The sequence below is a fragment of the Corynebacterium sp. HMSC074A09 genome (genome assembly GCF_001811545.1).
Classification (GTDB): domain Bacteria; phylum Actinomycetota; class Actinomycetes; order Mycobacteriales; family Mycobacteriaceae; genus Corynebacterium; species Corynebacterium hiratae.
Genome location: NZ_KV805124.1, coordinates 204,577 through 223,005 on the forward strand (window position 1 = coordinate 204,577; position 18,429 = coordinate 223,005).

Consider the following 18,429-nt stretch of genomic DNA (forward strand, 5'->3'; position numbering starts at 1 on the left):
CACAACAACATTTGTTGCAATTATTTGTTGCCGCGTACAACATGCCCCGCGCTCTTGCCAGAGTTCGGGGCATGTTCTGGGTAAAGTGGACTTCATCACATGTCCGCTACCAGGCTAAGGAGCGCCCACCATGCGCGAGATTTTCCTCGCACCCAGCGACTCAACTGACACCTCGCTCGTCCTCCGGGCCGAGGATGGTGAGGAGTTCTTCCTCGAGGTCACCGACGAGCTTCGCGAGCTTCTCGCTCCCGCCGATTCTGCTGATTCCACCGAGCCCGCTTCCGAGAACGAGGGGGCGGAGCAGGACGCAGAAAGCACCGACGAGGAGGCAAGCGACTCCTCCCCCGCCTCCGCGCAGCAAGACCACTCCACCGGGCTGCGCACCGTCATGCCTGCCTCTGGTGGCTCGCCTTCTTCCCCACAGAGCCAGCCCGCACCGCAGGCACAAGAAATCCGCCTGCGCCCCAACGAGATTCAAGCCCGCATCCGCGCCGGTGCTTCCGCTGCGGAGATCGCCGAGGAGCTCGAGGTTCCAGAATCCCGCATCGAACCTTTCGCGCACCCGGTGCTGCTGGAGCGGGCGCGCATCGCGGACGTCGCCAAGCAGGCCCACCCCATCCGCGAAGATGGCCCAGCCAAGCTCACGCTGTGGGAGATCCTGGCCACCGCTTTTGCCGCGCGCGGGCACTCCCTGTCGGAGGCGACGTGGGACGCCTACCGCCACCAAGGCGAACCGTGGATCCTGCGCATCACGTGGAAGACTGGGCTGTCCGCCAACGAAGCGGAGTGGACCTTTAAGCAGACCATGTCCTCCCCGGCCACGGTGGAGGCACGCAACTCTGTGGCCGCAGACCTCACCGACCCGGACTTCGTGCAACCGGTGCGTTCGCTGACCTCCGTGGGCCGCGGCGAGCGCTACGACGAAGCCATCGACGGGCGGGAATACGCCGAGGGCCGCGAGGTCAACGAAGCCGCACGCGCCGGTACCCCTGGCGTGACGGAGCTGTCCTCCTACACCGGCGGCGATGACGCCAATAACGAGGCAGACGCCGGCGCGTACGCCGAGCCTTCCGTTCTTCCCTCCCCGCACGGTGGGGAGCACCCCGCCGAGAGCGCAGCCGATGCCGACACGGCCTCGTCTAACGAGGAGGCCACACAGCAGACGGATGAGAAGGACACCGGGGTGGACGAGGACTTCCTCCAGAACCCGGATCCGGAACCTAAGCCCACCAAGCGCCGCCGCAAGGCCGTCACCCCGCACTGGGAGGATGTGTTGCTCGGCGTTCGTTCCTCCACTAAGCGCCCCCGCGAGTAGCCTGCCGTGGATACTCAAAGCGCCGTTCTCACTCTCTGGTACGTCACCGCCGCCGACCCCGCCGAGGTCCTCCGCGGTGAGCCTAAGGCCGACCGCGGCTTCGGCCGCAAGTTCATCGCTCAACTCAATCCCGCACTGCCGGTGACTCCCATTGGGCAATTCCCCCTCAACCGTTCCGCCGAGCCCGGCGCGAGCGAGTTCTATGTGGGCGGCTATCCCGGTGTGACCGTGGTGCAAACCATCATCCACGACGATCAGCTGACTCTCTCCCAGCTGTCCCGGACCTTGCGCGAGGCCGTGCCCGCCACGGAAATCTACGCCTTCGCCTCCAATCCGGAGACTCGCTATGCCGGGTTCGCCCACTGGACGGGCAGCCGCCTGCGCCGCTCGTTGTGCGGGACGCGTTTTAACCTCTACGAGGACCATGGTCTGCCCGAAACCTTCGAGGCCCCTTTCTGGGCCGGGGAGATGGATGAGCCGGTGGGTGGGATTTCCCTTCCCTTTGAGCCACTCAATATCACCGAGGCGGCCCAGGAATTCTGGTTGGGCATCGAGGTCGGCGCGGACGGCCCCGACGTGGACGTCGTTGGCTACGCCACCGACGGGCGCCCCGAGCCCAAGGTCGATACTCCCCCGCCGCGCCGCAGCGTGGCCGAGGTAGCCACCACCTCAGTGTCGAAGCTGGGGCTCAATGACTATGACGACTACGAAGAGTACGACCTCGAGCCGGAATCTACCGGTGAGGAGATTATCCGCACCGCCAAGCACCTCGGCGGCCTGGTGCGACGCTACGCGGTATCGACCTCGCGGAACCTTTGGGAGCGCTGGCGCTCGTAGAAGGCGATGGCTGCCGACGTCGCCACATTAAGGGAATCCGTGCCCTCGGCCATGGGAATGCGGGCGCGCACATCGGTCGCACGCATGGCGTGCTCGGTCAATCCTGGCCCCTCCGCACCGACCAGCAGCGCTACCTTGTCTGCGCCTTCTAGGGCGTCGGCAATATGCACGGCGTCTGGGTGCGGGGTCAGCGACACCAGCCTGAAACCTTGTTCGCGCAGTTTCTCTAGACCCCGCTGCCAGGTGGTAAAGCCGCCGTCGAAACGCGCCCAGGGCAAGCGCAGAACGTGACCCATGGACACGCGCACCGAGCGCCGGTAGAGAGGATCCGCAGCCCCCGATCCTAAGAGGATGCCGTCGACATCCATGCCTGCGGCATTGCGGAAGAGCGAGCCGATGTTCTCGTGGTCCCCCACCCCTTCCATGATGGCCAGGGTGCTAGCACCCTCGATGACCTCGTCCACGGTCCAGGCTTCCGCGCGGTCGGCCGCGGCAACCAGCCCGCGGTGCATGTCGAAACCGGTGACCTCCCCCAAGGTGGCACGAGTGACCTGATAGACGGGGATATCGCCAACATCGTGGTTCGCTAAGAACGTGTCGAGCTTTCCTTCAAAGCCAATGATGCAGCGTACTGGGAACCGTGAGGCAAGCAGGCGCTCCACGCACAGTGGGCCCTCACCAAAGACGAAACCCTCGCCGGATTTATCCGCGTGCTTGAGATCGCGGATATCGTCCAGGCGAGGGTCTGTAGGGTCATCGATGACAAAACGCATGGCCCCTAGTTTAGGCGCAGGGTTGAGAGCTCAACCCAGGCGGGCTATCCCAGCAGCGAGCTGATGGGCTCCATGGCAAAGTAGACCACGAAGAGAGCGGCCACGAGCCACATGATCCAGTGCACCTTCTTGGCCTTGCCGGCAAAGGTGGCCATCAGTGCATAAGCGATGAAGCCCACGCCAATACCGTTGGCGATGGAGTAGGTAAAGGGCATAACCACGATGGTGAGGAAGGCCGGGATGGCCTCTTCCATGCGGTTCCACTCGATGTCCTTGAGCTGTGCAGCCATCATCACACCGACGATGACGAGCACGGGTGCTGCTGCCTCAATGGGCACGATCTCGTAGAGCGGGGTGAGGAACATGGCCAGCAGGAAGATGATGCCGGTGACAACGTTGGCCAGGCCGGTGCGGGCACCGTCACCGATACCAGCTGCCGAATCCGCGAACACGGTGTTGGAGGAGACCGAACCAGCACCACCGGCGACGGCACCAAAGCCCTCAACCACCAGGGCGGTCTTCATCTCCGGAAGGTTGCCCTTCTCATCCACGAGGTTGGCCTGCTTGCCCAGGCCGTTCATGGTGCCCATGGCATCGAAGAAGTTGGTGAGCAGCAGCGTGAAGATGAGCAGCACGGTGGAGACCACGCCCAGCTTGGTGAAGGCACTAATCGGATCGACCTGGCCCACAATCGACAGGTCCGGCAGCCCGCCCAGGGAGCTGGGCACCTCCGGGGTGGCCATGCCCCAGTCCTCGGAACCGGTAAAGGCCTGAATGATCATGGCGATGATGGTGGTGATGACGATGCCGATGAACAGGCCGCCGCGTACTCGACGGATGACGAAGAAGGCGGAGAGAATCAGGCCCACGACGAAGACGAAGGCCGGCCACGTAGCGATCGAGCCGTTAACGCCCAGGCTCACCGGGACGGTGGTCATCGCGGCATCCGGCACGCGGGTGACGAAGTGGCCGTCCACGAAACCGATGAGCGCGATGAACATGCCGATACCGACGCCCATCGCGGCTTTCATGGAGGCCGGGATGGCGTCAAAGACCGCCTGGCGGAAGCCAGAGATGGCCAGCAGGACGATGATGATGCCTTCAATGACGACGAGGCCCATGGCCTCGCGCCATTCCAGGCCGTTGAGGGAAACCATAGTCACGGCCACGAAGGTATTCATGCCCAAGCCCGCAGCCATGGCGAACGGGTAGCGAGCAATCATGCCGAAGGCGATGGTCATGACACCTGCTACCAAGGCGGTGGCGGCGGCGACCTGCGGGATGCCCAGGGTGGTGCCGGCAGCGTCAGCGGACGTGCCCAGGATGAGAGGGTTGAGGAGGATGATGTAGGCCATCGCGAAGAACGAGACCACGCCGGCGCGGACCTCAGTTCCTACGGTGGATCCGCGTTCGGAAATCTTGAAATAGCGATCGATAGCTGCGTTCATCGTGAGAGAGCGCCCCTTCTATCTAGAGAAATGAAGTTTTACCTGCTAAGGGTGCTCCATCCAGGCACTAAAACGCAAACCCCGCACGCGGCATCGCTGCTGCGTGCGGGGAGAAGAGCACCTTCTAATAGATAGGCTTTTCATCATCGAAGGGGCGCTCCTGCTCCGATCCCTCCTCACGGATGGTCGTGCCGGAATGCGCACCACAGCCATAGGTGGCGTGCACCACTTTTCCATCCGCCGAGTATTCATTGGCACAGACGCCAAAGTTGGGCATCAACTCGAGATAGAAAGCACAGGTTTTGCACTGCAGCTGGGCTTGGGCCGCCATGTCCGAATTAGGCCCATACTTCTTGCGCCAGCGATCCTTGGCCTCCTTGATGCCCGCTTCGGAAAGTTTCCCATCATCAAGCCTTTCGTCATCGGGTGCGGGCGGCATAAGGTCGCCCGGGCCCAGGTCTCCTGGGCGCAGGCGCTCGGAATAAGGAACCCATTCCGGCGCTTGAAGGGCCTGACCGCCGGGAACGAGCGCGACCTCGTTGACGGTCGGCGTGCGCGAGCCTTCCGCACAGGCAACGACGGCATGCCACTCCCACCCCGGATAGCCCGGCACGTGCGCATCAAAACGGTGGGTGGCCACGTTGCGGCCTACTCCGGCAACGCCGCGGTGCTTGCCGACGTCCCCCTCACCTACCTCTTCCACGGCCCGGCGCGCCAGGTTGACAGCCGTCGAATCGAGAAGCGGGGAATGCATCTTTTTCTTGCGAGTCACTCTCCCATTATTAATCACGTACCGCGCCATAGTGCACAATGACAGTCATGCCTCTCCCCCACACCGCCCGCGCCCTCCGCGCGCTTGCTGCTGCCCTCTCCGCTGCCACACTGCTCGCGCCCTTAGCGTCATGCTCTTCTCACCCCGCGCGCGAGGACGCTTCCTCGTCTACGGGGACGGGTGGGGCGTCGCCAAGCGCAAGCTCCCCAGAGCGCCTCGGCGTCACCGTCCTCGACACCGCGCCGCTGCCTCCCGATACCTTCACCCAAGGCTTGGAGGTCGACCCCGCCGGCAACCTGCTGATCGGCACTGGACTGAAAGGGAAGTCTCGATTGCTGCGCCTTGAGCCGGGGGCGCAAACCCCGTCGGAAGAAATCGCGCTCGAGAGCTCATTCTTCGGCGAGGGTATCACTCAGACCGACGCCGGCATCTGGCAGCTGACGTGGAAATCCGGTACGGCTTTCCTCCGAGATCCCGAAACCTTCGACGAGCTCGACCGCGCAACCCATGACGGCGAGGGCTGGGGCCTGTGCAACGCGGGTTCCGAGCTCATCATGTCCGATGGTTCCGCCACACTGCGCCATCTCGACCCAGTAACCTTCGAGGAGCTCGGCCCACGCACCGAGGTCACCCTCGACGGCTCCCCCGTGGACAACCTCAACGAGCTTGAGTGCGTCGATGGTGCGGTCTATGCCAATGTGTGGATGAGCGAGGATATCCTGCGCATCGACCCGGAATCTGGCGTGGTCACTGCGGTCATTGATACCGCGAACCTCAACCACGTTCCCTCTGCAGATCCCAACGCGGTCCTCAACGGCATTGCCCATATCCCGAGCACAGACGAGTTCTGGATCACCGGCAAGCTATGGAATGAGCTGTACCGGGTGCGCTTCGAGTAGGATTTTCAGCCATGGCTACCGTGAAGCAAGCAAGGAAGAAGTCACTGCTGCAATTTCTGGCGCTCATTATCGCCGTGGCAGTCATTGTCGTGGCGGTGGTGATGTTCCAAAAGTGGTGGAATGACCGCCCGGGTCCCGACCCGAAAGACGTCACCATCACTGCCACGGTAGGTGATGAGACACTGGAGGTCGCGCCCTATATCGTCTGCGAGCCCGGCACCGACTGCGAAGAAGGCGACGTACCTAACCTGACGGTGGGTCCCGATGACACCTTGAAATTGGAGATCCCCGAAGCCATCTCCAACCATGAGTGGTCGGTGCTTTCGATTTACGATGACCCGGCTGCTAATGACAGCACCTCTCACGGCGCCAACGAGACCACCTCGCTGGAGATCCCCGGCTCTGTGCCGCCGATTGAAGCCTCCACCGGTGAACGCCCGAAGTTGATGGTGGTGGAAATCTCTACCCTCATGATTGGCCAAGATGCCAACGGCGAAGAGACCCCAATGCACACGGTATGGTCACTGTCCACCATGACGGATGAGGAGCTCAAGGAGTCCAAGGCCACGGGCGAAGCTCCAGCTGAGAAGTAGCAGCGCTGCGGCGCGCGCTGCCCCACGCGCCTACACAAACGACAAAGTGCCCTAGTTGCCAAACTTCGGACTGATCATTGAAAAATCAGCCCAACTTTTGGCAACTAGGGCACTTTTGCAGGTTTAGACCCTTTTGTAGGTTTAGACCTAAGCCTCTAGGCGCTTAGCTATCCAAGTCCTTGGCAATAGCGCGCAGAATCTCGGCAACTTGGCGGCCAGTCTTGCGCTCCGGATAGCGTCCTTGGCTCAGCACCGGCTGCACCTGGGTCTCAAGTAGTGTCATGACGTCGGAGAGCATGCTCGCCAGCTCTTCCGGCTTGCGGGCCGGGGTGCGGCGGCGCGGAGCATCCAGCACCTTCACGCGCAGCGCCTGCGGGCCACGGCGGCCAGCCGCGAAATCGAAGTCGATGCGCTGGCCTTGGTACAGCTCATCAACGCCCTTGGGCAGCACATTGCGACCAACATAGACGTCTTCATCGCCGGGGTTGCTGACAAAGCCGAAGCCCTTGTCCGCGTCATACCACTTCACTTTGCCGATAGGCATGGCTCTTCACTCACTTTCTTTCCGTCTCTCCTCTTTCAAAGCTTAGGCGCTGCCAGGCACCAGGCTTTTAGGCTCCGCCAGTCTTGGGACGAGGAAGCGCGGCGAAGCGTGATCCGAATTCATGCGGCCGCGCGGAGGAACTATCCGTGGAACTTTTAAAGAGATACATTTTAACCCTCCGACTCCCGACAAAGAAACCCACGATAGATATCACCCCAGCAACCACACCCGTTACATATGTGATGTAGCTAACATATACGGCGCGAACAGGGGAAACGCAGAGGAATCGGCACTTTCGTTACCGTTTTGGGCCATTTAACGTGACTGTTTCGTTATAAACCGCTACTCTCTCCCTCAGGCACTTCGGCCGCCGGCCGTGGAAGTCTCGCCCCAAACACAGTCCGGGCTTCCACACGGCGGCCATACATGATGTGCATGAACATGAACATCAATTGCAAAACCATATGCCGGACTGGGCATCATCTGGGCGCGAGAAAGCAAGAACAACCTAGAGAAGGAATACTTTAATGGGACGCCACTCCGCTAAGAACAAGTCCATCGCCACCAAGTTTGCCGCCTCCACTGTTGCCGTGGGCGCCGCCGCAGCCATCATGGCACCGAACGCTGCCGCTGCACCGGATTCCGATTGGGACCGCCTCGCACAGTGCGAGTCCGGCGGCAACTGGGCCATCAACACCGGCAACGGCTACCACGGCGGTCTGCAGTTCAACGCTCAGACCTGGCAGGCATACGGCGGCGGCGAATTCGCTCCAACCGCCAACCTGGCTACCCGTGAGCAGCAGATCGCTGTTGCTGAGCGCACCCTGGCACAGCAAGGCTGGGGCGCATGGCCGGCTTGCTCCGCTAGCCTGGGCCTGAACTCCGCCCCGACCCCGCGCAACGTCAACGCCGCTCCGGCACCGGCTGCACCGCAGGCTCCGGCCGAAGCACCGCAGGCTGTCCAAGAGGCTGCCGAGGAACCCACCGACGAGCTGGCTTCCGATGCCCTCTACACCCTCATCGAGGACACCGCTACCCAGTACGGCCTGACCATCCCGGCTTCCTTCACCGAGCAGTACAAGGCCAACCGCCACGACTTCAACGCCTTCTACTCCGCTAACCGCCACGTCATCGACCCGCTGGCACAGGTTCTGGCTGCACGCTAAGCAGCGCGCCGCGCCGTGCAAGCTGAGCACATAAAGGCAAAGCTTTAACTACACAAAAGAGGCTGGATGGTTTTCTCCATCCAGCCTCTTTTAGTTTTGACTAAGCCTTTTCCTCAACGGCAGCGTCTTCCTTAGCGCGCGACCGATCACAGGCCAGCAACACTAGGCCAACAACAATCCACAGCCCTAGCGACCACCACGCATGGCCGAAGCCTTGCCCATCAAAGAAGGACAGCGAGCGGACTAGGTGACCCGTCGCGCCGATGGGCATCCACTGCCCCAGCGTCGACCACCCGGTAGGCAGCAGCCACGGGCCGGTTGCCAGACCCGACAGCGGGTTCGCTAAGAAGATAGTCAGCACGGCACCGATTCCAATACCCGCGGCACCCATCACCCCCGCAAGGCCTGCAGTCACCGCAGACGTCGCAAGGATGCCCGCCGCGATAGCCATCCACTCGGCAGCGAAGCTGCCACCGAGGGTTCCATAGACGGAGTGCAGCATCCACGTAGCAACGAGCCCGCCGAAAAGCGCAATACCAACGAGAACCCCCAGCTTGACCCATTTCTTGCCACGAAATGCAAAGGTGGCAATGACAGCGGAAATAATGCCACCAAAAGCCAGCGGCAGGCCAAGTAGAGTGATTCCGCTCGCCTGCGGGTCCTCCTTCGTCGTCGGCGCCAGCTCCTGCTTCTTTACGGACATTCCTTGTGCTTCAAGCTGGCCAGCGAGGCCATCAATCATCGTCACGTAGGGAGCACCATTTCCCGCAGCGGTGAGCGCACTCGCGCCCTGCGGGGAGATGACCAGTCCACCAACAGCTTCACGCTGCAGCACCGCGTCGCGCACCTCGGCCTCGCTGTGCTTCACGACGATCTCCGGGGCCTCATCCCCCGCCGCACTCTCAATCTTCTGCGAGATGCCTTCGAGCATGGGCTCCGGCGCCGAAATGGCAACCGGAACGCCAGCCGGACCCGACGCAAAGGTGGGCGCCAAAACGCCCACAGCATAAGGCCGATGACGACGGGGATCCCCACAATGGCAACTATCGATTTCACAGCAACCGATGGCTGCTTTCCTTCCTGACTTTTCACCGCTGACACTTCTAACCTCCAAACGGAACAGGGTGTTTCACTTACAAAGTGGAGCATAGTGTTCCGTTTGATATGATGCAAGCTGTGAGACAAGCTGCAGCAGAAAACAAGCAGGCCATCGTCGCAGCAGCCAGGCAGCTGCTCATCAGCGAGGGACCGGGCGCGTCCATGCGCTCCATCGCCAAGAAGGCCGGCGTGGGCGTTGCCACGGTCTCACGCCACTTCCCCGAACGGCTCTCCCTCATCGATGCCGTCACCGGCGCGGAGGTAGCACACATCAAAGAAGAGGTGGACAGCCACCTACAAGGTTTCGACGAGGATCCCGAAGGCACCTGGCGCGATATTATTCATCGGATCGCCAGCCTTAACTTCGCCGCGGTTGTTCAAGCAGCGGCAGCCGAGGTGAATACTGCCTCATTCTCAGACAATGACGTGCAGAAGGTCGCCGCTCAACGCACAGCTGAACTGAAGTCGATCTACCAACCGATTATCGAACCCGCGCGACAAGCGGGCCTCTGCCCCGAGTCCCTCACCCCACTCGAACTCCACATCGATATCGGTCTCATCACCCGCCCGGCGCCCGGAGCACTGGCGAACATCGAGCGTCTTTCAGAAATTCAAACCCGACTCATCGATACCCTGCTCGACGGCTTTAAAGCCCAAGCCCGTGCCGACTAACGCCGGAACAAAAGCATTCAGCACAAACACGTATAGCCCCACCGAGGAGAACATTCTCGGAGGGGCTGAAAGCAAGCCGGTCAGGCTCGGCACATCCGCTGAGCAAAGCGCAGTTTTCTGCGCGCCTACTTAGCGGTTGATGCGGGTGTACGGGTGAACGTAGTTGAGCTTTTCTGCCGGCATCGGCAGAATCAGGTCGTCACCGTACGGGCTGGAAGCACCAGCAAAAGGTGCAGTAAGTTCAGTAATAGCGTGCTCGCGGGGGCTGTTCTTCGGCCAAGCCGGGGATACGAAGCCTTTGTTCTCGTTCGACATGCTTCTCATTATTCCAAACCCCGCGGCAAAAAGTAACTTATTCACCCAACGAGGGCCCCACGCCTCCCCCGCCTACTAACTACTAAGCTTGATCGTCATTATGACCACCCCCTCCAACCGCGCCCGCGTCACTGAGAGCTACCGCGACTGGCTCAGCCAGTTGCCCGATGAGGACCTACGCGCCCTACTGAGCAACCGCAGCGATGTTCTCTCCCCCGCACCGAAGGACTTCGACGCGCTGGCCTCGCGTCTGACACTTCCGATGCACGTCGCGGATGCCTTAGCAGCAAGCAATGCCGAGCAGCTAGCTGCCTTGGAGGACATCGCCCACCGCGGCGGCGAGGTCAACATGGTGGAAGACACCAACCCTGAAGTAACACGGCAGCTCAAGGAGCGCGGCCTCGTCTTCGGCGATGCCCCGCAGGTGCGCATCGTCACCACCGTCATGGGCTCGCTTCCCACCGGTTGGTCGCTGCGCAACCAAGTCGAGTTCAATGAAAAGGACTTAGCCACACTTGCTCCCGAAGAGCGCCGAGTCCTCGATGCCTTAAGCGCTAGCGACGGCATGGGCTATACCACCGACACCGAGCCAGACATCAACTCCGAGGATCCCGCCAAGCGCCTGCTGGCCAAGGGCTTCTTGGAGCGTATCAACGCGCACTCGGTGCGCCTGCCGCACTCGCTTGCCCGTCTGCTGGCTGGTGATACCACCCCGCCCATTCCCACCACTCCCTCGGGGCGTGCCGGCACCCCGGAGCCGGATACCAAGGCGGATGACGCCGGTGCCGCAGCTGGCCTGGAAGCCGTGCGGGGCATGGAGCGGCTCATCGAGTTGCTTGGAAGCCATCCGGTAGCGCTGCTCAAGGATTCTTCGGTCGGCGTTCGCCCCCTCAACCAGCTGGCCAAGGATCTCGCTCTGGAGAAGGAGGAGGTCGCGCGACTCATCTGTTTGGGCCACCACGCCAGGCTTCTCCACCGCGGCGAGCCGGATGGCCTGGAAGGACACTTCCTCGCCCCGACCACCGGGTCCCAAGACTGGCTCGAGGCCGATCTCGGGGAGAAGTGGCGCATTCTTCTCGATGCCTGGCGCACCTCCCCTTGGGCCAGTTGGGCTGAGACCCGGGTGCTCGCAGAAGACAGTATTGTGCGCCGCCTGCCGCACTTTCGTGCCTTCGTCCTCGGCGTCTATGCACACTCCGCAGTCGCGCTGGACGACGAGGAGTTCTGGGAAGACCTGCGCTTTCGCTCCCCACTTTTTGCCAGCCACACGCGCACGCTGACCATCGAGAAGCTGCGCGCCGAAGCCGAATGGATCGGCGCGGTGGCACTGGGCAAGGCCACCCGCGTGCTGGGAGATTCCGCTGCGGCCACCAGCCTCGTTCCTGAGACGGTCAGCGAGTTCATCATCCAGCAGGACCTCACCGTCCTCGTGCCCGGCCCCCTTGAGCCAGACACACACCGCACCCTCGCATCCTTAGCAGACCTCGAATCCCCGGGCCTAGCCAGCGTGTACCGCATCAGTGAGTCCACCATCCGCCGCGGCATGGACCAGGGCCTCACCACCCAGGAAATGACCGACTTCTTGGAAAAGCATTCCCCGACGGGCGTGCCGCAGGCGTTGGGGTTTGCCATCGGGGACGTCGCCAAGCGCCATGGCACCCTCCGCAGTGGTCCTGCGCTCTCCTACCTCCGCAGCGAGGACCCCGCGCTGTTGGAACTCGCCGTCGCCTCAGTCCCCGGCCTGCGCCTGCTCGCGCCCACCGTGGCGGTATCCCAGCTGCGCGTGGGCGAGCTGCTGGAGAAACTACGCGCCAAGGGCCTCTCCCCCACTGCGGAGGATGAATCCGGCGCCTCCCTGGCCGTCGCCCCCGAGCCTTACCTTTTGCCCACGCCACGCACTAAGCCCCGCAAGCGCAAGCCCGCCTCGGTGGATGACGCTGTGCAGGCCTTGCGGCAATCAGCACAGAATCCCAGCGCGCAGAAGGAAGAGGAACCAGATCCCCTCACCCTCGCCCGTGCCGCCGCGCGCTTCCACGCCGATATCGTGATTTCCTATGCCGATAAGAGCGGCGATATCCGCACCGTGACCGTGACACCACTCTCCGTTGAGGGCGGCTACATTGATGCCCTAGGCTCAGCGGGCAAACCCGTGCGCTTCCCAGTTCACCGCATTTCCTCCGTCCGCTTTGCCGACAGGGATTAAATCTTTCCCTGACGCCCAGAGTAGAAAGGCCTCATCATGCCCGGACCACTCATCGTCCAATCGGACAAGACCGTCCTCCTCGAGGTGGATCACCCGCAAGCCAACGAGGCACGCGCAGCCCTCGCGCCTTTTGCCGAGCTGGAGCGCGCGCCCGAGCACATTCACACCTACCGCATCACCCCACTAGCCCTGTGGAATGCCCGCGCCGCCGGGCACGATGCCGAGCAAGTCGTCGACGTTCTGGAGAACTACTCCCGCTTCCCGGTGCCGCAGGCGCTGCTGATCGACGTCGCCGAGACCATGTCGCGCTACGGCCGCGTGCGCCTGCTGGCCCACCCAGCCCACGGTCTCATCCTCGAATCGGACGAGCCCGTCATCCTAGAGGAGCTCACGCGCACCAAGAAAGTCAGCGAGCTTCTGGGCCCGCGCATTGACGACAACACCATCGCCGTGCCACCCTCCGCGCGCGGGCGGCTCAAACAAGAGCTGCTCAAAGCCAGCTGGCCCGTCGATGACCGCGCCGGCTACGTCGACGGCGAATCCCACCCCATCGCGCTGAGCACGGAGGAGGTGGACTGGGAGCTTCGGGATTATCAGCAGTATGCCGCCGAATCCTTCTGGTCCGGTGGCTCCGGCATCGTGGTCCTGCCCTGTGGCGCGGGCAAAACCATCGTGGGTGCTGCCGCCATGGCCAAAGCACAGGCCACCACGCTCATCCTGGTGACCAACACCGTGGCCGGGCGCCAATGGCGCGATGAACTATTGCGCCGCACCAGCCTGATGCCGGAGGAAATTGGTGAGTACTCGGGTGAGAAGAAAGAGATCAAGCCCATCACCATCGCCACCTACCAAGTGGTCACGCGCAAGACCAAGGGCGAATACCGCGCGCTCGAACTCTTCGATTCCCACGACTGGGGCCTTATCATCTACGACGAAGTCCACCTCTTGCCCGCCCCGGTCTTCCGCATGACCTCCGACCTGCAATCGCGCCGCCGCTTGGGACTGACCGCCACGCTGATCCGCGAGGACGGCCGCGAGGGCGATGTCTTTTCGCTCATCGGCCCCAAGCGTTATGACGCACCGTGGAAAGAACTGGAATCCGCCGGCTATATCGCCACCGCGGACTGCGTCGAGGTGCGCGTGGACATGACGCAGGAGGAGCGCCTGCTCTATGCCACCGCACAAGCTCGGGAGCGCTACCGGATTGCGGCATCGGCAGGCGCGAAGCTGCGGGCCGTCGACAAGCTGCTGAAGAAACATGCAGGCCAGCAGGCACTGATCATCGGCGCCTACGTGGACCAGCTGGAGGAGCTCGGCGAGCACCTCAACGCACCGGTAATCGACGGCAAGACCTCCACCGCCAAGCGCGAAAAGCTCTTCCAGCAATTCCGCGAGGGCGAGCTGGCCACCCTCGTGGTGTCCAAGGTGGCGAATTTTTCCATCGACCTTCCCGAGGCTGCCCTGGCCATCCAGGTCTCCGGCACCTTTGGTTCCCGCCAGGAAGAGGCGCAGCGCTTGGGCCGCCTGCTGCGCCCGAAGAAGGACGGGCAGGAGGCCACCTTCTACACTCTCGTGGCGCGCGAATCGATCGACGCGGAATACGCCATGCACCGCCAGCGCTTTTTGGCCGAGCAAGGTTATGCCTACCGGCTGGTGGACGAAGTAGACTTGTGAGCTGATGAAGATTTTCAAGTTTGAAGTCAACGAAGACTTTGCCAAGAAGAACAACGAGCTCCTGCGTGATTCCTCACGCCTGCGCAACTCCGGCCTCGTCATGGGCCTCGTGCTTATTATCGGCGCGATTGCCGTCTATTTTGGAATCGACGCCGTCTGGCGCATCACGCTGGCGGTCGGTATGGCGCTCTTCGGCATCTTTTGCGCCGTCATCGGTGTCTTGGCTTCGAGCAAGGTTGGCTCGGCCCAGAAGCTCTACGACTCCTATCCGCTAGCCCCCGCGGTCGTCGCGGAGGTCAACGAGCGCGACATGGTCCTCATGGCTTTGGTAAATACCAACGTTGACCCGAAGGCACCGCCGCGGTGGGGCGCGTGCCTGCGCACCGTCAGCAACATCCCGGGTATTAAGCGCACCGTGGGCACCAAGGTCCCGGTGGCCGCGGTCTCCGGCCAGCGCAGCTCAAGCGATAAAGACCACTGGCAGCAGATCACTCCCATGCCGATTGCCTGGGGCACCCCGGATGCGGAAACCGTGACGATTGCCCGCAAGTCCATTCCGGAGGATCAGTGGCAGCGCCTCGAGCGCGCACGCAAGCGTCTGACCGATGTGAAGGCTACGAAATACGATCTATTGGTGCTCTAAATGACTGTTGAGAGACTACAAGAATTTGGCGAAACCATCTTCGCCACCATGACCGCCCTTGCCGTGGAGAATGACGCGGTGAACCTTGGCCAGGGTTTCCCCGATAGCGACGGCCCGCAGCGCATGCTGGAGATTGCCCAGGAGAATATCGCCGGCGGCAACAACCAATACGCTCCCCTACGCGGGGTCCCAGACCTGGTCGACGCCATCGCGGAGACCTACTCCGTGCCGCAGGATCACGTCGTAGTCACCGCCGGTGCCACCGAGGCCATCACCGCCACGGTGCTTGGCCTAGTGGAGCCCAGACACGAAGTCATTGTCCTCGAGCCTTACTACGACGCCTACATCGCCGCCATCGCGCTTGCCGACGCCACCCGCATCCCCGTCCCCTTGAAAGAATCCGGCAACAGCTGGGACATCGACGTCGATGCCGTGCGCGCAGCCATCACGGACAAGACCGCCATGGTCATCATCAACACCCCGCACAACCCGACCGGCTCGGTCTTCTCCCGCGAAGCACTCACCGAGCTCGCCGAGCTCTGCGTGGAAAAGAACCTCCTCGTATTAGCTGACGAGGTCTACGAAAACCTCACCTTCGGCACCGACCACGTCAGCATCGCCTCCCTGCCGGGAATGGCTGAGCGCACCGTCACGGTGTCATCTGCCGCCAAGTCTTTCAACTGCACCGGGTGGAAGACCGGCTGGGCCATCGCGGAGCCAAAGCTTCTCGACGGCGTCATCAAAGCCAAGCAATTCACCACCTTCGTCTCCACCACGCCCTTCCAGCCGGCCGTGGCCCATGCACTGCGCTATGAACAGGAATGGCTGGACGGCATGGTGTCTGAGCTTGCAGAGTGCCGCAGCATCCTTGTGGAGGGCCTCAAGCAGCTGGGATTCCACGTGCATGACACCGGCGGCACCTACTACGTGGTTGCCGATATCTCCTCTACCGGTTTAAACGGCATCGATTTCTGCATGCAGCTGCCCGAAACAAAGGGCGTAGCCGCCATCCCGCTGGCCGCCTTCACGGACAACCCGGAACCGTGGCAGCACAAGGTGCGCTTTGCCTTCTGCAAGCGCCCCGAGGTCATCCGCGAGGCCGTGCGGCGTCTAACTGCAGAGTCCTAAGAATTCAGGCTCCTGCACATGCCCACCACACCAAAGTCCTATTCCGAGCTGACTGATCAGATCCAGCGCCAACTCGACTCGATCGTCGACATGGCCATTCAGGTAGATCGCTCAGGCGTGACACACGTTCCCCTTCGTAGTCGCTGGACCGTTGCGGGGCTTCTGAACCATCAGCGGTACGTCATCCGGTTTTGGATCGCAAATGTTGTGGTAGGCGCTGATCTTCCGGTCCCGTGGACCGATGACTCTCCACATGAAGACTGGAACACGGATCCCGAGGTCACAGTCGAGACCTTCGTCGATGCCCTTCGACAGGAGTGGGAAGATGCCTTGTCTTTGCTTGCAACGTATCCACCGGGAGAGCCTGCATCCCAAGCTGACGAGGACGGCAGGCACCCCACTGTCGACTGGGTGTTGTCCCATCTACTGGCCGAAGTATCCAGGCACGCCGGACACATGGATGCCGTTTGCGAGATACTCGAGCTTTCACCCGTCGATTAACATCCACACGCCGGTGACTGGCACAGTGCCTCCGCGCTGACATGGGTTAGAGGACTTCCTGAGAATGAAGGGGCATGCTGCACCTCCAGCCCCAGTACCGTCCTAGTCTTTAGGAGAACCGGGTTCTACAATCAGCGCGAGTCCCGAAGCAAGGTCTGCCAACAACTGCTTCGCCGAGTCCACAGGAGCATTGAGGTAGTCGATCGTCAGCCCGTTGACCAGTGCAGTGACAAGACGAGCACCTTGCTCAGGAGACAGTCCTCGGGCCAGCTTTCCGAAACGTTGCGCTGCTTCGAGACCTTCAGACACGCGCGCCCGAAACTTCGTCACCTCGGCGTCGTATAAGTCAGCCAGCCATTCGCGCGTCGAGGCAGCAGCTCCCACTATGACCCACACAGCGGAATCCTCGCGCTGGACAGGTCCAATTGGCAAGAGTTCAGCCAGGCGACCGTGGAACGCCGCGTGAAAATCCGTCGCATCGGTTTGAGTAAGGGCCCGCGACTCCTGGCGCTGCAACGACCTGACAAAAGCTTTCGCGATGATGTCGTCCCGTTTACCCATCTGGTACTGGACAGTCCCAGGCGCAACGCCAGCCTCAGTGGCGACGTTGCGCACGCTCAGGGCATCGAGACCCTGGCTGACCATCACTCGAATGGCAGCATCAGCGATCACTGCGGCGGTGCCGGTGATGGGTGTGTTGCGATCAACGGACATGGAGCTCCAATCTTGCGTAGCTCAGATGCGATGAGCCATTCATAAGTGTAGTTGCACTCGCGCATTGCGCCTCGTACAATCGTACCAAGCCCGCGATTAATACAAACGTATGAAGCTGGATTGGGGCCTCTTGCGAATCTAAGGTCAACCTCCCCGCAAACACCCGACTACTGGAGAATTCCATGTCAGACTTCCTTCCCCTTGCTGGCCTTGCACTCGTAGATAGTTTGAGTGCAGGAACCCTTGTCATTCCTATTGCACTGATTGTTATCTGGCGACGAGTACGTTTAGTCCTATTGAGCACCTATCTCGCTACGATCGCCACGGCCTACTGCGGCCTTGGTATTGCGCTTCTATTAGGGTTCGATGCGGCAGTATCGAGGCTTTCTGGCGTAAGCGAGACTGATTGGTTCCAGTGGGTGACGCTCGTTCTGGGCGCGGGGCTTTTCATCTTCGGTGTGTTCTCGCCAAACCCCAAAAAGCCCGCGGCCACGCGGACCACCAACGGCGAGGTGTCGAAGAGTCGGGCTTCTCGCCTTGCACGAAGTGCGTCATTGAGTGCGACCGGCATGGTGGGGCTTGCGCTAGGTGCTGCCGTTGTCGAGGCTGCGACGATGTTGCCCTACCTAGGCGCAATGGGAATTATCCAGACCATGTCATTCGGGTTTAGCGGCAAGGTCGCGATTATTGCGGGGTACTGCATCATCATGGTCCTACCGGCAATTCTTGTGGCCGTCATTGCAGGCGCAGCGGGGCCGGCTATTTTTCCTCGTCTGGAGCGCGCCATCCGTCGGCTGGAGTATGAAACGAAAGTGACGTTGCTGTGGATCGCGGCAATTGTGGGAGGCTACATGGCGGCATCGAGTGCACAAGGGCTCGGATTGATCGGTTAAGTGTCAGGTTAAACCTTGAGCGGTATCGTCGATTGAAGAGCTCCTTGAAGCTTCTGCTCTGAACCAGTGCGCCCTCTGGGCTAGCATTGGACTGCTATCTACACTTTCCTAGGATAGGCACGAGAAGGAGGTTATGTTAATGAAACGCATGATGGCGCGGATAGGGTTCACTAGTATTGTCTCCCTATTACTCTCCTCTTGTAGTTTTGATGACCCATTGGCTTCTCATCTCGCGTCCCTA

General features: G+C 61.6%; 19 protein-coding genes. 12 read left to right on the top strand and 7 right to left on the bottom strand.

Annotated elements, in window-relative coordinates; genetic code table 11:
• Window positions 1-130: 130 nt before the first annotated feature.
• Window positions 131-1,315 carry a septation protein SepH gene (sepH, locus tag HMPREF2807_RS03300; protein ID WP_070510487.1) on the top strand — a complete coding sequence of 395 codons (1,185 nt, stop codon included), beginning with the start codon at window positions 131-133 and terminating at the stop codon, window positions 1,313-1,315.
• A 6-nt stretch (window positions 1,316-1,321) separates the two neighbouring features.
• Window positions 1,322-2,152 (top strand): DUF6928 family protein, encoded by an 831-nt coding sequence (locus HMPREF2807_RS03305; protein ID WP_070510489.1) that lies wholly within the window; start codon window positions 1,322-1,324, stop codon window positions 2,150-2,152.
• Here the strand turns inward: HMPREF2807_RS03305 and HMPREF2807_RS03310 are convergent.
• The 3 genes from HMPREF2807_RS03310 to HMPREF2807_RS03320 all read right to left on the bottom strand — a co-directional run bounded on the left by HMPREF2807_RS03310 (window position 2,104) and on the right by HMPREF2807_RS03320 (window position 5,127).
• Entirely contained in the window at window positions 2,104-2,925 is an 822-nt protein-coding gene (locus HMPREF2807_RS03310) for a TrmH family RNA methyltransferase (protein ID WP_070510491.1), read from the bottom strand. The genes HMPREF2807_RS03305 and HMPREF2807_RS03310 overlap by 49 nt on opposite strands.
• A gap of 44 nt (window positions 2,926-2,969) precedes the next feature.
• Window positions 2,970-4,373: an NCS2 family permease gene (locus HMPREF2807_RS03315; protein ID WP_070510493.1), complete on the bottom strand. Its 1,404-nt coding sequence runs from the start codon at window positions 4,371-4,373 to the stop codon at window positions 2,970-2,972.
• 124 nt (window positions 4,374-4,497) lie between these two features.
• Window positions 4,498-5,127: a DUF3027 domain-containing protein gene (locus HMPREF2807_RS03320; protein ID WP_369816135.1), complete on the bottom strand. Its 630-nt coding sequence runs from the start codon at window positions 5,125-5,127 to the stop codon at window positions 4,498-4,500.
• A gap of 65 nt (window positions 5,128-5,192) precedes the next feature.
• Between HMPREF2807_RS03320 and HMPREF2807_RS03325 the strand changes: the two genes are divergently transcribed.
• Window positions 5,193-6,044 carry a glutaminyl-peptide cyclotransferase gene (locus tag HMPREF2807_RS03325; protein ID WP_083306670.1) on the top strand — a complete coding sequence of 284 codons (852 nt, stop codon included), beginning with the start codon at window positions 5,193-5,195 and terminating at the stop codon, window positions 6,042-6,044.
• Window positions 6,045-6,055: 11 nt separating this feature from the next.
• Window positions 6,056-6,637 (top strand): DUF2771 domain-containing protein, encoded by a 582-nt coding sequence (locus HMPREF2807_RS03330; protein WP_070510496.1) that lies wholly within the window; start codon window positions 6,056-6,058, stop codon window positions 6,635-6,637.
• Window positions 6,638-6,800: 163 nt separating this feature from the next.
• Here the strand turns inward: HMPREF2807_RS03330 and HMPREF2807_RS03335 are convergent, their stop codons facing one another.
• A complete protein-coding gene (locus HMPREF2807_RS03335) occupies window positions 6,801-7,181 on the bottom strand; it encodes a cold-shock protein (RefSeq protein ID WP_070510499.1) in 381 nt (126 codons plus the stop codon).
• Window positions 7,182-7,708: 527 nt separating this feature from the next.
• Here HMPREF2807_RS03335 and HMPREF2807_RS03340 point away from each other — a divergent pair.
• Window positions 7,709-8,347, top strand: coding sequence for a resuscitation-promoting factor Rpf1 domain-containing protein (locus HMPREF2807_RS03340; RefSeq protein WP_070510501.1), 639 nt, complete (start codon window positions 7,709-7,711; stop codon window positions 8,345-8,347).
• Window positions 8,348-8,447: 100 nt separating this feature from the next.
• Here the strand turns inward: HMPREF2807_RS03340 and HMPREF2807_RS03345 are convergent, their stop codons facing one another.
• Entirely contained in the window at window positions 8,448-9,341 is an 894-nt protein-coding gene (locus HMPREF2807_RS03345) for an SNG1 family protein (protein ID WP_232751609.1), read from the bottom strand.
• A 173-nt stretch (window positions 9,342-9,514) separates the two neighbouring features.
• On the opposite strand from HMPREF2807_RS03345, the gene HMPREF2807_RS03350 reads away from it, so the two are divergent.
• Window positions 9,515-10,117 (top strand): TetR/AcrR family transcriptional regulator, encoded by a 603-nt coding sequence (locus tag HMPREF2807_RS03350; protein WP_232751611.1) that lies wholly within the window; start codon window positions 9,515-9,517, stop codon window positions 10,115-10,117.
• A gap of 129 nt (window positions 10,118-10,246) precedes the next feature.
• Here the strand turns inward: HMPREF2807_RS03350 and HMPREF2807_RS03355 are convergent, their stop codons facing one another.
• Complete coding sequence (locus HMPREF2807_RS03355) at window positions 10,247-10,432, bottom strand: hypothetical protein (protein ID WP_010187772.1); 186 nt, start codon at window positions 10,430-10,432, stop codon at window positions 10,247-10,249.
• 100 nt (window positions 10,433-10,532) lie between these two features.
• Between HMPREF2807_RS03355 and HMPREF2807_RS03360 the strand changes: the two genes are divergently transcribed.
• The 5 genes from HMPREF2807_RS03360 to HMPREF2807_RS03380 are packed head-to-tail and all read left to right on the top strand — an operon-like array spanning window position 10,533 to window position 16,581.
• Window positions 10,533-12,635, top strand: coding sequence for a helicase-associated domain-containing protein (locus tag HMPREF2807_RS03360; RefSeq protein ID WP_070510505.1), 2,103 nt, complete (start codon window positions 10,533-10,535; stop codon window positions 12,633-12,635).
• Window positions 12,636-12,671: 36 nt separating this feature from the next.
• Window positions 12,672-14,309, top strand: a complete 1,638-nt coding sequence (locus HMPREF2807_RS03365) for a DNA repair helicase XPB (RefSeq protein ID WP_049154137.1) — start codon at window positions 12,672-12,674, stop codon at window positions 14,307-14,309.
• Between the two features lie 4 nt (window positions 14,310-14,313).
• Entirely contained in the window at window positions 14,314-14,952 is a 639-nt protein-coding gene (locus HMPREF2807_RS03370; protein ID WP_049154135.1) for a DUF3239 domain-containing protein, read from the top strand.
• A complete protein-coding gene (locus HMPREF2807_RS03375) occupies window positions 14,953-16,080 on the top strand; it encodes an aminotransferase class I/II-fold pyridoxal phosphate-dependent enzyme (protein WP_070510507.1) in 1,128 nt (375 codons plus the stop codon).
• An 18-nt stretch (window positions 16,081-16,098) separates the two neighbouring features.
• On the top strand, window positions 16,099-16,581 hold the full coding sequence (locus tag HMPREF2807_RS03380) for a mycothiol transferase (protein WP_046647282.1): 483 nt from the start codon (window positions 16,099-16,101) through the stop codon (window positions 16,579-16,581).
• Window positions 16,582-16,683: 102 nt separating this feature from the next.
• Here the strand turns inward: HMPREF2807_RS03380 and HMPREF2807_RS03385 are convergent, their stop codons facing one another.
• Window positions 16,684-17,295 carry a TetR/AcrR family transcriptional regulator gene (locus HMPREF2807_RS03385; RefSeq protein ID WP_046647280.1) on the bottom strand — a complete coding sequence of 204 codons (612 nt, stop codon included), beginning with the start codon at window positions 17,293-17,295 and terminating at the stop codon, window positions 16,684-16,686.
• 182 nt (window positions 17,296-17,477) lie between these two features.
• On the opposite strand from HMPREF2807_RS03385, the gene HMPREF2807_RS03395 reads away from it, so the two are divergent.
• A complete protein-coding gene (locus HMPREF2807_RS03395; RefSeq protein ID WP_070510511.1) occupies window positions 17,478-18,188 on the top strand; it encodes a GAP family protein in 711 nt (236 codons plus the stop codon).
• Window positions 18,189-18,429 lie beyond the last annotated feature (241 nt).